This window comes from uncultured Kriegella sp. (assembly GCF_963975415.1).
GTDB lineage: Bacteria > Bacteroidota > Bacteroidia > Flavobacteriales > Flavobacteriaceae > Kriegella.
Genome location: NZ_CAXBGN010000015.1, coordinates 1 through 13,476, shown reverse-complemented (window position 1 = coordinate 13,476; position 13,476 = coordinate 1). Strand labels below are relative to the sequence as shown.

Annotated in this window: 14 protein-coding genes; 2 read left to right on the top strand and 12 right to left on the bottom strand. The window is 35.6% G+C overall.

What is annotated here, in order from left to right:
• Positions 1-6: 6 nt before the first annotated feature.
• From hypD to AACZ88_RS21685, 12 genes are all read right to left on the bottom strand, one after another.
• On the bottom strand, positions 7-1,101 hold the full coding sequence (gene hypD / locus AACZ88_RS21740; protein ID WP_339715170.1) for a hydrogenase formation protein HypD: 1,095 nt from the start codon (positions 1,099-1,101) through the stop codon (positions 7-9).
• Between the two features lie 11 nt (positions 1,102-1,112).
• Positions 1,113-1,388, bottom strand: coding sequence for a HypC/HybG/HupF family hydrogenase formation chaperone (locus tag AACZ88_RS21735; RefSeq protein WP_339715167.1), 276 nt, complete (start codon positions 1,386-1,388; stop codon positions 1,113-1,115).
• Positions 1,389-1,391: 3 nt separating this feature from the next.
• Positions 1,392-3,653, bottom strand: a complete 2,262-nt coding sequence (gene hypF, locus AACZ88_RS21730; protein WP_339715164.1) for a carbamoyltransferase HypF — start codon at positions 3,651-3,653, stop codon at positions 1,392-1,394.
• 7 nt (positions 3,654-3,660) lie between these two features.
• Positions 3,661-4,356, bottom strand: coding sequence for a hydrogenase nickel incorporation protein HypB (gene hypB, locus AACZ88_RS21725; protein ID WP_339715162.1), 696 nt, complete (start codon positions 4,354-4,356; stop codon positions 3,661-3,663).
• Between the two features lie 62 nt (positions 4,357-4,418).
• On the bottom strand, positions 4,419-4,766 hold the full coding sequence (locus tag AACZ88_RS21720; protein WP_339715159.1) for a hydrogenase maturation nickel metallochaperone HypA: 348 nt from the start codon (positions 4,764-4,766) through the stop codon (positions 4,419-4,421).
• Positions 4,766-6,247 carry a hypothetical protein gene (locus AACZ88_RS21715; RefSeq protein WP_339715156.1) on the bottom strand — a complete coding sequence of 494 codons (1,482 nt, stop codon included), beginning with the start codon at positions 6,245-6,247 and terminating at the stop codon, positions 4,766-4,768. The genes AACZ88_RS21720 and AACZ88_RS21715 overlap by 1 nt, the downstream gene beginning before the upstream one ends.
• On the bottom strand, positions 6,222-6,479 hold the full coding sequence (locus tag AACZ88_RS21710; RefSeq protein WP_339715153.1) for a hypothetical protein: 258 nt from the start codon (positions 6,477-6,479) through the stop codon (positions 6,222-6,224). The genes AACZ88_RS21715 and AACZ88_RS21710 overlap by 26 nt, the downstream gene beginning before the upstream one ends.
• Before the next feature lie 11 nt (positions 6,480-6,490).
• Entirely contained in the window at positions 6,491-6,808 is a 318-nt protein-coding gene (locus AACZ88_RS21705) for a hypothetical protein (protein ID WP_339715151.1), read from the bottom strand.
• On the bottom strand, positions 6,805-7,284 hold the full coding sequence (locus AACZ88_RS21700; RefSeq protein ID WP_339715149.1) for a hydrogenase maturation protease: 480 nt from the start codon (positions 7,282-7,284) through the stop codon (positions 6,805-6,807). The genes AACZ88_RS21705 and AACZ88_RS21700 overlap by 4 nt, the downstream gene beginning before the upstream one ends.
• Before the next feature lie 81 nt (positions 7,285-7,365).
• A complete protein-coding gene (locus tag AACZ88_RS21695) occupies positions 7,366-8,958 on the bottom strand; it encodes a nickel-dependent hydrogenase large subunit (RefSeq protein WP_339715146.1) in 1,593 nt (530 codons plus the stop codon).
• 21 nt (positions 8,959-8,979) lie between these two features.
• Positions 8,980-9,939, bottom strand: a complete 960-nt coding sequence (locus tag AACZ88_RS21690; protein WP_339715143.1) for a hypothetical protein — start codon at positions 9,937-9,939, stop codon at positions 8,980-8,982.
• A gap of 417 nt (positions 9,940-10,356) precedes the next feature.
• Positions 10,357-11,625, bottom strand: coding sequence for a site-specific integrase (locus tag AACZ88_RS21685; RefSeq protein WP_339715140.1), 1,269 nt, complete (start codon positions 11,623-11,625; stop codon positions 10,357-10,359).
• 449 nt (positions 11,626-12,074) lie between these two features.
• Here AACZ88_RS21685 and AACZ88_RS21680 point away from each other — a divergent pair, with 449 nt between their 5' ends.
• Entirely contained in the window at positions 12,075-13,289 is a 1,215-nt protein-coding gene (locus AACZ88_RS21680) for a site-specific integrase (RefSeq protein WP_339715137.1), read from the top strand.
• Positions 13,290-13,340: 51 nt separating this feature from the next.
• On the top strand, positions 13,341-13,476 hold a 136-nt coding region (locus AACZ88_RS21675; RefSeq protein ID WP_339715411.1), incomplete at its 3' end, for a DUF6660 family protein.

The window sequence follows — 13,476 nt, the reverse complement described above, 5'->3', positions numbered from 1 at the left end:
AAGTGATTAAGCTTCAACCAGTCCCGAAAAATGATAGTAGGCAGCACAAGCTCCTTCACTACTGACCATTGGTGCACCAAGTGGATTGGTAGGTTTACAGGTTTTTCCAAATTGAGAACACTCAAAAGGTTTTTTAATTCCTTTCATTATTTGACCCGAAATACAATCCGGATTTTCTGGCGCCTCTTCTATGGTAACATTATATTTTTTGGTAGCATCGAAATCAGCATATTTCTCTCTAACAGCATAACCGCTATCTGGAATTTCGCCAATACCCCGCCACATTTGATTACGTACTTCAAAAACTTCATCAATGACTTTCTGCGCATCGGGATTTCCGTCTTCGCGAACGATTCTAGCATATTGATTTTCAACTATTGATTTGCTCTGCTCTAACTGTCTAATAACCATTAAAATGCCTTGTAGCACATCTAAAGGTTCAAATCCAGTAACTACAATAGGTACTTTATATTCAGCAGATAATGGGTGATATTCAGTGTTGCCCATTATTGTACAAACATGTCCCGCTGCTAAGAATCCATCAATCTTACTTTCTTCATCATCAATAACTGCTTTTATTGCGGGTGGCACTAGTACATGGGATGCTAAAATCGAGTAATTTTTCACGCCTCTACGATGTGCATGAACTACAGACAAGGCATTTGCAGGTGCGGTAGTTTCAAAACCAACAGCAAAGAACACTACTTCTTTATCAGGATTATCTTCAGCAATTTTAACGGCTTCTAACGGGGAATATAAAATACGTACATCAGCACCTTCTGCTTTGGCCTCCAAAAGACTTTTTTGAGATCCTGGCACTCGTAACATATCTCCAAAAGAACATAGAATTACTCCTTTTTCGGATGCAAGATAAACCGCTTTGTCAATCAAGTTTAAAGGGGTTACACAAACAGGGCAACCCGGACCATGAATCATAGTAACCGAATCAGGTAACATTTCAATGATTCCGTTTTTAACGAGACTATGTGTTTGTCCGCCACAAACCTCCATGATAGACCAAGGCCTAGAAACCGTGTTTTTTATTTCCTCTAAATATTTTTTTGCTAAATCTGGGTCGCGGTATTCTGACATGTACTTCATAATAGTACGTTTTAGTTGGTTTTTGGTAAGTATTCATCCACATCAGTGAGATCTCCTAATTCGCCAATTTCTTCAAGATATTTGAAAGTTTTTTGCGCTTCCTCTTCATTTACTTTACTAATCGCAACCCCAACATGTACTAAGACATAATCATCAATATCAGCATCAGGTAACATCTCTAAACTAGCTTCTTTCATTATACCGCCAAATAATACTTTGGCCATTCTAACCCTACCGTCATATTGCATTTCGATACTCTTAATTTTCCCTGGAATTGCTAAACACATACTTCAATTTTTTATATGCTGATAATAACACAGCTGGCCGAACGAAATGTTCTCGTCGTTACTAGACAATATACGATTAATTTTTAATTTGATTCCTTGTTTTTTGGATAGCTGCGAGAGCTTTTGTATTAAAATTGAGTTTTGAAAAACACCACCACTACAAGCGATAGTTTTGTAATTATTTTTGATGGCTACTTTTAAAATAATCAAGACCAAAGTATGGATGAAACTGTTCGCTAATCTTTCTACAGCCATTTCTTCTCTTTGCGCTCGCATTATATTTTCAATAAGGACTTTGGTGGGAATGGTTTCACATTGAACATTTTCTAGAAAATCAACAAATGCATCTTCCTTATACTTTCTAGCCTCATTTTCTAATAGCATTGCTGCTTCCCCCTCGTAAGTCGTTTTGTCAATAATATTTAACAGAGATGCCACCCCATCAAATAATCGTCCAACGGATGAAGTTTTTAAGCTATTGTTAACTAGCATCTTACCGTAGATTCTCCATTCAGTTTCAGAGAATTTGGATTTCACGGCTTCTTTTTCAGTTTCAGGAAGTACACTCAATAAAGATAATCGCGGTTCTTTTGCCATTTTGTCGGCAGCCAGCCAGTCAAAATATTCAAAGTGAGTCAGCCTTTCCATTTTATGGTTTTCACAATTGAAAAATTCGCCACCCCAAATGGCTTGGTCTTCTCCGAATCCGGTACCATCCCAAATAACACCCAATATTTTTTCTTCGGATTCAAATAAATCATGTTCGCCCAAAACACTGGCAAAATGGGCTTTATGATGTTGAACAGAAATTAGATTGGCATTCCATCTTTCGGATAGTTCTCTTCCCAAAATACTACTCTGATATTGTGGGTGTGCATCGATTAAGACAGTTTCAGCTTGAGTTTGAAACAGCTTTTCGAATTGATTTACACTTTCTTCAAACCTTTCTGAAACGTCGTAACTATCCAAATTTCCAAAATACGGACTCACATAAGTATGCGAATTAGGTACAAAGGCATAAGTGCTTTTTAAATGAGCACCCATAGCTAAAACCTTCTCATTATAAGATTGTATAGTCCCTATATAATTAGGAGCTAATCCACGAGAGCGCCGCAAAATAACTTGATTCTCTCCAATAAAACGAACTACAGAATCATCTTGAGGAAAAGAAACTTCTAAATCATGATGCAAGAAATAATCGGCTATTCCAGATAGCTTTTTCTCAGCATCAGTTTCTTCAGAAATAATGGGCGAACCATGAATATTTCCACTTGTCGCAATGATGGGCATTTGAAGTTCAACCATCAAAAGCGTAAGCAGAGCAGAAGACGGAAGCATAACTCCCAATTGATTTAATCTCGGCGCAATACTTTGGTGCTCTATGTCTTGAATCTTGTCTTTCGGATTTAGAATCACAATAGGCGCTATAGCAGAACATAGTGTTTCTTCTTCAACCTGGCTTAGTTGAAAATCATTCTTTATTTTTTTTATGGATGGATAAAGTAGAGCAAAAGGTTTTGTAGGGCGTTGTTTTTTTTCTCTAAGTTTTCCTATAGTTTTTTTGTTGTTTGCATCGCAACAAAGTAAATAACCATTGGTGTTTTTCAAAGCGAGAATGCTTCCTTTTCGAAGTATGTTTGCCGCTTTTTTGATAAGCTCATTTTGGTTTCCGATGAGTTGCCGACCTTCACAATCGCTTAGTTTCAATTGTATACCGCAATCAGAACAACTATTAGTTTGCGAGTGAAAGCGCCTATCGATAGGGTTGGCATATTCCGTTTGACACGTTTCACACATATTAAACACTGAAACGGTAGTATTTGTTCTTTCAAATGGAAATTTTGTGGTTACCGCATATCGAGGGCCACAATTGGTACAGGTCGTAAACGCGTAGCCATATCGACGATTATCTGCGTCTTTAATTTCTGCTTTGCAAGACTCACAAATGGCGAAGTCTGGCGTTAATGGAATATTAATTTGATTATTTATTTCCGAAGGAATAATTCCAAAATCATCAAAGGCCTCATGCGAAACCTTACAAATGGAATGTGATTGAATAACAGAAATTTCAGGCGCACCATCAAGAATCAAAGTCAAGAATTCTTTTGCCTTTTCTTCTGTTGAATTTATATGGATTAGAACACCGTCAGCATTATTGCAAACCGAGCCTTTTAGTAAATTTTTACGCGCTAACCCATACACAAAAGGACGAAAACCTACGCCTTGTACTTGTCCTGAAATTATAATCTGAAAGGTTTGCAGCATTTAGGCATTATCCTTTCTTTTGTTCGATTTTTTCTAGTAACCAATCACACCATTCATCAACTCCCTCCTCAGAAAGCGAAGAAATTTGAATTACCTCTAGTTCATGATTTACCTCGCGTGCATCTTTTGTTACGGCCTCTACAGAGAAAGGCACATAGGGTAATAAATCAGCTTTGGAAACCAGCATCATATCACTTGTCAAAAACATTTTTGGATATTTCTTTGGTTTGTCGTCGCCCTCTGTTGTTGCCATGAGTGTTACCCGATAGTCTTCTCCTAAATCAAAAGAAGATGGACAAACCAAGTTCCCAACGTTCTCAATAAACAGTAAATCAATATTTTCTAAATCGAATTGGTCGAGTACCTGATGAATCATTTGCGCCTCTAAATGACAAATCCCACCAGTGACAATTTGTAAAGCTTGAATTCCCGTTTCACGAATACGGTCTGCATCGCGTTCAGTTTCTAAATCGCCGACCATAACGGCAATCTTTATTTTGTCTTTCAGCTTTTCAGCAGTTTTCTGCATTAAAGTGGTTTTACCACTTCCCGCTGAAGATGTTATATTGATTAGCAAAGTATTGGTCTTTGCCATTTCTTTCTTAATAATATCTGCCACAAAATCATTTGCTTTAAGCAAATTAATATTAGTGTTTTCACATTGCACCGTTCCACGTGCTGCTTTTGTTGATTTATCTACCATTTTCTTTTTCTATTTGAGAAACCTTATAGTTTTTAGTTTTATAAACTGACCAGCCGCCAAGGCTAGTCGTCAAATTCAACTTTATGAATTAGCATCTCTTCACCTTGAATCACATTCTTACTGGGCCTTTCACAGTTGTCACATATAAACCGATAATTTTTCACATCAGTTATATGGTCACAGACTTCACATTCTATTTTTAGCTCCGTCATTTCTATTTTGAGCTTTACATGATGGTACTCTGGATTCATCATTTGAGATGCCTCATATGCATTGTACAACAAACGGGGTTCAATATTTGAGAGAATGCCAACCTTTAGATGAATGGTCTTCATCTTATTCAATTTCTCTGTCTCAAACTCCTGTTCAAGGGTTCTCAGAATGCTATTCACAATAGACGTTTCGTGCATTAAATTAAACTTTTTACTTTTTCTAATTCTTTTAAATGGTCATTTGCTTGTGAAATCAAATCAGCATCTTTGACCAATGTTTTGATCTCTTCAGCTTTCGACTTCATTTCCTCGTATTTTTTTAATTCATCAGAACTATCCTCATTATGTGTTAACCATCCTAATTCTAGCATATTCATTAAGGTTAAAGCACGTTCAAAAGGATATGTTTCTACCGTACGTATGTCAAGCGCTTCTTGAAAAAGACCTGATGATTTTTTCAAATTATCATGCAATTTCGCCGGTGGAAAATGCATCAACGCTGTAGCGTAGTTATGACTTGCCATGGCATATTCATAGGGATACTGCTCTTTGTTATAGAAAGCTAAAACCTCTTTAAACGATGAAGCACAAAAGGCTGTCCACATTGGCTTTTCTTCTGCTCCCACAGGAATTTCAGAATATATCAACGCTAAGTTATGATGCACATCTGCAAATTTTTGGGGATGTGTATCTCGTTTAAAAACCTTTAGCACATCTTGAAAAGCATTAATGGCTGCTTTGTAATATTGCGGACTACCATTTTTTGACCATGTATAAAGAAGGATGGCTTTTTTGAAACCTGCTTCTCCTAAAAATTCAGGAATATCTTCTTGTTTAAAATATTGAATCGCTCTATTTATCAGTTCTTTGGAGGCAATAAAATCTTCCTTGAAATTAGCAATCTCAGCAGCATCAACCAATAACATACCTGCTTGAACTTTTAAACCTTTGCTCTCAAAATGGGCAATAGACTGTAATTGTAACTCATGAACTTCTTCTAGCTCTTCGTTACTATAAGGTACTTGTAATTGCACCATCAAAATACCAGCTAAATGAGTATTCATTGCAAATTTTGCATCGTCGGAAATGGCAATTGCTTTTTGTTCTTCTGCTAATTGTTTCGCTTCTTGTAATTCTCCAGCATCTAGTAATAGATTCAGAAAGTGTTTTGCTGAAAATACTTTGACTTCATCATTTTCTGTCTTACTCAATGCATCTAAAAATCCTTTTTTTAGTTGCATATGGTCTTGCTGACTTTCGACATTACCATAATAACTAAGTATAGCACTATTATGCGGTGATGTATTGTAACAAAAATCAATCATATCAGCCGAAATTTCATACCCGAATTGCAAATGTGTTGCAATCAAAAGATGATGGTAAATGGGATATTCTTCAGAGACATACTCAAAAGCTTTCTGTTGATTTCCTAGTTTATAAAAAACCAAAGCAAGTAAATTTTCTCTGTTATATGGATTAGCGGGAAATACATATGGAGGCTCTAAATCATACCAATCTAAAGGAACTGTAATTTCATCGGAATCAACTACCAAGGTTTTTAGGTCCTTTATAGTTTCCGAATCTTCAGTTATAGTAACTAGTTCACCCAAACGTTCCACAGAAGCAATTGCTTTCTGAACTTCTTTATATGAATCAGTTGTTGTTAATATCGTAAGCATCTTTGTCTACTTTTTGTGTGCCTCTTGGGTCTTTTGCTGCCGTCTGCTGCATACTTCTCCCATATATTTCGGCTAGGCGTTCTGTTCTGTAATCCCCAATGGTTTGAATTAAAACTTGGTTTGGGTCTTTGGTATTTATAAATATAAGAGAAACTTCCCAACGCCCTTTGACTGGTGTAACATTGTATTGTACCTCCGCATCCAATAACCAATCGCTCTTTTGTTTCGACATTTTGCTAAGTCTTAAATACTAACTTTTATCAAACTTGTTTTTTCAATAATTTCATATTCTAAATCTCTATCTGTCGTGTCTAAATCATTGTCAATCAATATCTCACGAATAGCTAGAGTTTTATCTCCTTTTAAGTTACGCGATTTTAATAGAAACTGAGTCGGTTTGTACATTTTAACAAACCACTGACTAGAAACAGGAGTAATTAAAATGGTCCCTTTTTCTTCCAAATAGGTGACGTAGGCGTAATGAATTTCTCCAAAAATGGGTTCAATCAATTCATTATCCAAATAGATATGGGAAGTCTTTAGGGTAATTTTTGTACTCACGTATGAATAGATAGATTTAAATCTTCTAGAATATGTTGAACCACTTTATCTCCAGCTTCCTTTACCCCATCACTCATATCAATTTCTAACTTTGTGTTTTCAATTGCCACTAAGTATACCTGAATGTCTTCTGGATACTCGTCTTGCAAAATCTTTTTGGTATAAGATAAGGCTTGGTCCCATTTCATTCCATGGAGAAAAACCAGAGGGTCGTCTTGTGGTGCTTTCATAACTTCTTCGGCAGGTACTTTAAATAAAGTGCCTACTGGTTCATTGCTGTTCAAAACTCCGTCTACGAGAATTATTTTATCATGACCTTTCAATCTGAAAAGCACTTCAAAAGCAGCGGTACCCATATCAAATATGCTAATGTCTTCAGAAACAGGTAGTTTTTCTTTTAATTGCTCAATTACATAAATACCAATGGCATCATCACTTCGCACCGGATTTCCAAACCCCATTATTGCCGTCTTCATATCTTTTTAATTTCCTGTTAAAGTAAAAGACTTTCCCGAGGTTGCCCCCAGGAAAGTCTATATAAAACTATATGTCAGAAGTTATAGTTTAAATCGTGATAGCTCTACGCCAGTTTTTGCATCATGCGCATGTACAGTACAAACCAAACATGAATCAAAAGAGCGTGCTACGATACCTACTTCTACTGGATCTAATGGGTCTTCGATTGTTGTACCCAATAAAGCCTCTTCTATAGGACCTGGATTATCATTACCATCTTGCGGACCAACATTCCATGTTGTTGGCGCCATTACTTGATAGTTTTTGATAACACCATCTTTAATTTCTATCCAATGGGCTAATGCACCACGAGCAGCTTCTGTAGCACCGAAACCTTTACCGTCTTTTTCGACAGGTTTGATGTAGAATTCGCCATCTAAATCAATTTCAGATAACCATTGCTCAATAAATTTATATAATCTAGGTGCTTCATGAACTCTCGCCAGTACTCTAGTAAACACACTAGGTCCGAGCTTTTTCATAATGTCTCCAAACAAAGGGTCATTAATTTGATGGTCTTTATTATTCGGATTAGCATTCATAATAACTCTAGACAAGGGTCCTGCTTCTGCAGCGTGACCATCATACCGAGGAGCTTTTGACCAGCTATATTGACCATCAAAGTCACTATCATGTAAAGTTTGTGACTTGGCGGGTGTTGGTAATGGCTCGTCCCATGGGTGTAAACCATCTTCTTGGTCATTATACCAAGAGTGCTTAACATGCTCACTTACTTTCATATGGTCAAATTCATGATAGTTTTCGCCATCAAAGAATCCGCTAGATGAAATTAAGGCATCATTTCTCCCCTCAATTGTAGGGTTGTTATATCGGTCTTTGTGTAAATACGTTCCAGTCGCCAAGAATTTGCCAACACCTTGTCCGAATTTATCTAATCCGAATTCTTGACCAGCTCTAATTAACAATCCTAAATCACTATTCTTATGTGACTCATTCTCATCAACCCAAGCCAACATATCATCCCATGATTTAATTTCTAAATAGCGCTCGATTGAACAGCCCAACCAAACTGGCTCAAGCCAATCATTTTTAAACTGAGTCATAATGGCATGTGCTCTTGTGATATCCTTTAAAGTAGGAGCACACATTACACCGCCTGGCACCATATAACTTGAATGTGGCCATTGTCCACCAAACAAAGCGTAAACTTGAACTGGCAAACCACTAGCGGTTAAACCAATTTGAAAGGTTTCACCAACATAAGCTGACCAGCGTTTTACTACTTCTTTATACAAAGGTTTATCTGCATATTTTTTATTTGCTAAATCTGTAGCAAAAATAGCATAGAACCATCTTGGAATACTTTGAATAGTTTCTGTAGCCTGACCAATAGCTCTTAATAACAGCGCATTTGGACTTAACTTGGTTCCCCAAGCAGTATCTAAGGCTGATGATGCACAGTACAAATGCGAACCACCACAGATACCACAAATTCTAGGAGTAACAATGAGTCCTGATTGCGGGTCTTTACCTTCCATAATTTTCTCGAAACCTCTAAACATTGCCGCTTGCGTGTGTGCGCGAGTAACCTTGCCATTGTCGATATATACTTTTACGTCCAAATCACCTTCAACTCGACCTACAGGCGAAATATTTAATTCTGTAACTGACATTTTCTTTTCTTTAAATTCTATTTATTTAGAAGTTTCCATAACTCTCTTATTAGTTGGCATGACCTTTTGAAAGCCAGCTTCCAAATAATAAGCTAACTTAGTTCTACCTTCAGGAACTTCTTTTGGAAAAACTCCTAGATGCTTCATTGTCTTCAACACACTACCCTTAGCAAGATCATTATGAGGAAATCCTGGTTCAGTACAACCCAGACATGGATGGTTAGAACGTGTTTTACTTGATTGTCTATTCCAAAGAATATTATTACAACTTGCTCTAGTCATTGGACCTCTACATCCTACTTCATAAAAGAGACATCCACCTCGACGACCAAAGCCACCATCCACTTTTTGAGCAAAATTGGTTACGTTGGTACAACCATCTTGAACGAAATCAGTAAAGAAAGTTTTTGGTCTGTGATATTCATCAATAAGAACATCACCAATTCTTCCGACAGAAATAGCAACAAGAATTTGAGTAATCCAATCTGGGTGCGCAGGGCAACCAGGGATATTGATTACTGGCAAACCACCTTTAGAAACAAAATCGGGTCCTAAGAAACCACCTTTTTTCTTTTTGTGAAATTGGAAACCCGTTGATTCACTTGGATTAGGAGCAACTGCGGGTATTCCTCCCCATGTTGCACAATCGCCAATAGCAACTACATAACCTGCTACTTTAGAAAGTTCATCAATCCAGTCCTTCATAGGACGGTCCGCAAAAAGATTCATAGTACCCGTATTGTCAGGTCCCTGAATAATAGAGCCTTCGAACACAAAAATATCCATCTGGATTTTACCGTCAAGAATATCTTTTAACAAATCTTGAACTTGGTCTCCGATCTGTAAACCAGTTGTTGGATGCCATAAAATGTTTAAACCGAAATCGGTGATAAGTTCAACCACTGTTGGCTCTTCAGCGTTCAAAAAGGACATGGTGTTCCCACTGCATGCTCCTCCTTGTAACCATAGTACGTTTGCCATAAATTATTAGTTATTTATTTTACAAGGCTTTAAAATAGTAATATGTCATTTATTTAACAAAAAATAAATGATATTCTAATTTGTTTAGAATTGTTCCAGATAATAAGCACTCAATTTTTATAGAATAGTCCGAATAACCATTTTCGATATATTAAGAATTTACCTATAATTACGAGCTTTTATTTAAAACAAAAGGCTCTTGACTGTGTCTATTAGGGAAATAGAAAGTTTTCAACTATACCGCTAATTGCAATAAGACCAATGGTTTCTAGTGACTTAATGATACTATTGTACAAACCCAAAAATGGGCCATTTTAACGGATGGGATTACAAAAACAATTTCTGGATAATTGATGTTTTTTTTCTTGGTCTCTTTTAATAGTTTCGTTAATTGACCTTTTGTAGGACATTTACTTTCTATTTAGTACTGTGAATTTCTCTACTCAAATATCCGTTTATAGGAGAGTGTATATTTTCATAATCAAACCTTATTCTAAGTTTTTTCATATCCTCTGAAAGTTTAGTATCTAAAATTTTTGCATAATGCTGTGTAGTTTTCAATGATTTATGACCTAGCATCTTGCTAACTGACTCTAGTGGAACTCCATTAGATAAGGTTACTGTTGTTGCAAAAGTATGTCTAGCCATATGGAAAGTCAGCTTTTTCTTTATCCCCGTTAAGTTTGCTATTTCCTTGAGATAACCATTTGTTCTTTGGTTGCTAAATACAGGAAGAAGTTTACCATTAAACTTAGTTTGACCCGAATACTTACTTATAATTTGCTCAGCAATAGGTAAAATTGGAATACTACTCAAAGTCTTGGTCTTGGTTCTATTCACTTTTATCCAGCGCTCACCATCAATCCCAATTACAATATCATCTTCCTTAAGTTTTTCAATATCAACATAAGCAAGCCCCGTATAACAGCTAAAAACAAAAACATCTCTAACATGCTCTAGTCGTTTAATATAAAAATCACTTTGTATGAGTTTCGCAAGCTCATCGTTACTCAAAAATTCCTTGTTAATAATATTTGGTCGAAGTTTAAAATTATAAAATGGGTCCTTATCCAACCATCCATTTGCATAAGCAACTCTAATAATTTTCTTGAAATAAGCTATGTACTTTAAAGCAGAGTTATGCGAAAGATTTTGCTCAGTTTTTAAGAAATAGATGAACGCGTTAATGAAAATGACATCTATTTTATTTACTGCAAAATCTTTCAAATTATAGTTATTCTCTATAAATTTCCCCAGATGCTTTTTAGTTGTTTTGTAGCGTTGAAGGGTCCTGTAAGAGAAATCTTTACCCAATAACCTTTCCATTCTCAAATTATGCTCAATAAATAACTCTAAAATTAGTTTCTGTTTTTTATTAGCCCCAATGTATTCATCACGTATTGTTTTTGCAGAAATTATATTACTATTATCCTTGGACAGATTCTGATAAATTTCATATACTCTGTTTTTGATAACATCTAGTTGTCTATTGTATTGTCTTGCTTCTATGCTATAACCGATTACTTTGTTCGCCTTAGCATTCCATTTAGACAGTGGTACTTTGTGCATAGTACTCACTTCTGCTCTTTTCCCGTTGACTGTTATTCTAAGATAGATAGTGGCCATTGTTGGGTCGCTAGTTCCCTTTTTTCTGATATAAAATAATATGGATAATAAATCTTGCACGATTATTTAAGTTTAAAACACTTAAATGTAGAAAATAAATCTTAAAGAGCATGCTTATAAACTACTGAATACAAGATAATTAAAACCAATTCGGTTGCACTAAATTAAATATTACTAGTGCCACCGAATTAGACACCTTTTGGTTGAATTTAAATACTATTAAATGATATCACTGAAAATAAAAAACCCTATAAACATTGAGGTTTATAGGGTTTTGATTTAATTTGATGAGTTCTTAGTACTCGAGGTGGGAATCGAACCCACACTCCAAAGGAACTGGATTTTGAATCCAGCGATTTTAATACCAAAATTCATTAACTACTCTTATAATCAATTGATTAACAATAATTTAATTTTAATTGATTTCATTTAATATCATCTAAAATCAATATTTGTTGTACCTATGTTGTACCAAAAATGATTATCTTTATAATCTAAATTTTAAGAGTATGGCATCGAACGCAAAAATCGTAGTAAGAAAAAAGGTAAATAAAGAAGGGCTGTACCCATTGGCAATAAGAATTACTCAAAATCGTAAATCTACATACCATTATATAGGTCATTATATTGATTTACAAGATTGGGATGAAAATAAATCGCGAGTTAGAAAGTCCAATACCAATTCAGTAAGATTGAATAATTTATTAGCAACAAAATTATTAGAGGTCAATAAAGCACTTGTGGATTTACAGTCTGAGAAAAAGGATTATTCAGCAAATCAGATTAAAGAGTCTCTTTATTCCGAATCCAAATCAAGTACTTTTTATGATGTAGCGAATGATTTTCTTTTTGAACTTGAAGAAAATAATAAGCTTGCCCAACTATCCGCAGACAAAGTTCGTGTGAATCACGTCATAAACTTCAATAAAAGTAAGCAACTAACTTTTCCCGAAATTGATGAGCAGTTCTTAAGGAAATTCAAAATCTATTTAAAGAAAGAGTTTAAGCTCTCTGACAGGTCCATAGTAAACAACTTAGTGGTTATAAGAACTATCTACAACAGGGCGATTAAAATGAACTTAGTGGACAGAAAGCTTTATCCGTTCGGTTCAGATAAGGTTAGGATTAAGTTTCCAGAAACTGAAAAAATCGGGCTCAATAAAAAAGATATAGTGGCTTTTGAAACTGTAAAAAACTTAACAGATAGTGAAACCCACGCTCGCAATATTTGGTTATTCAGCTTTTATTTTGCAGGTATTAGAGCCGCAGACGTTCTTGAAATAAGATGGTCCGATATTTATGACGAAAGATTGCATTATAGAATGAATAAAAATTCAAAATTGCTTTCTCTTAAGATTCCTGAAAAGGCGTTATCCATCTTAGAATATTATAAGAGCACAAAACGTAGCGACAACGATTTTGTCTTTCCGGAATTGAAAAAGGCTGACCTGGACGATGCAAGGGATGTTTATGCCAAGACAAAAACAGCTACAAAAAAATTCAATAAATACTTAGTTGAAGTTGCTAAGAAAGCAAAAGTTAAAAAGAAAGTAACGATGCACATTGCACGTCACAGCTTTGGAAATCTATCCGAAGACAAAATTCCAATTAAAATGCTGCAAAAACTCTACCGACACAGCGACCTGAAAACAACAATAAGCTACCAAGCAAATTTCATCCACAAAGATGCTGATGATGCTTTGGATAGTGTAATCAACTTTTGAACATTCCAATTTTGCAACACAGTTGCACAAAAATTCTGTTATCTTTGTACTGTGAAATTTATAGCAATCATACTTTCGTTTTATTTCTTGGCACTTAATGCTGTGCCTTGCAATGATATGAATTATAGCGAAGATGATTCCCAAGTTGTTACGGTAATCGATGCTGATGGTGACCACAGTCAAGATT

Excerpts from the sequence above, each read along its gene's own strand:
- AACZ88_RS21700 (WP_339715149.1), bottom strand. The coding sequence starts at position 7,284 with ATGAAGACGGCAATAATGGGGTTTGGAAATCCGGTGCGAAGTGATGAT.
- AACZ88_RS21690 (WP_339715143.1), bottom strand. The coding sequence starts at position 9,939 with ATGGCAAACGTACTATGGTTACAAGGAGGAGCATGCAGTGGGAACACC.
- AACZ88_RS21680 (WP_339715137.1), top strand. The coding sequence starts at position 12,075 with ATGGCATCGAACGCAAAAATCGTAGTAAGAAAAAAGGTAAATAAAGAA.
- hypF (WP_339715164.1), bottom strand. The coding sequence starts at position 3,653 with ATGCTGCAAACCTTTCAGATTATAATTTCAGGACAAGTACAAGGCGTA.
- AACZ88_RS21710 (WP_339715153.1), bottom strand. The coding sequence starts at position 6,479 with ATGTCGAAACAAAAGAGCGATTGGTTATTGGATGCGGAGGTACAATAC.
- AACZ88_RS21735 (WP_339715167.1), bottom strand. The coding sequence starts at position 1,388 with ATGTGTTTAGCAATTCCAGGGAAAATTAAGAGTATCGAAATGCAATAT.
- AACZ88_RS21720 (WP_339715159.1), bottom strand. The coding sequence starts at position 4,766 with ATGCACGAAACGTCTATTGTGAATAGCATTCTGAGAACCCTTGAACAG.
- hypB (WP_339715162.1), bottom strand. The coding sequence starts at position 4,356 with ATGGTAGATAAATCAACAAAAGCAGCACGTGGAACGGTGCAATGTGAA.
- AACZ88_RS21715 (WP_339715156.1), bottom strand. The coding sequence starts at position 6,247 with ATGCTTACGATATTAACAACAACTGATTCATATAAAGAAGTTCAGAAA.
- AACZ88_RS21695 (WP_339715146.1), bottom strand. The coding sequence starts at position 8,958 with ATGTCAGTTACAGAATTAAATATTTCGCCTGTAGGTCGAGTTGAAGGT.
- hypD (WP_339715170.1), bottom strand. The coding sequence starts at position 1,101 with ATGAAGTACATGTCAGAATACCGCGACCCAGATTTAGCAAAAAAATAT.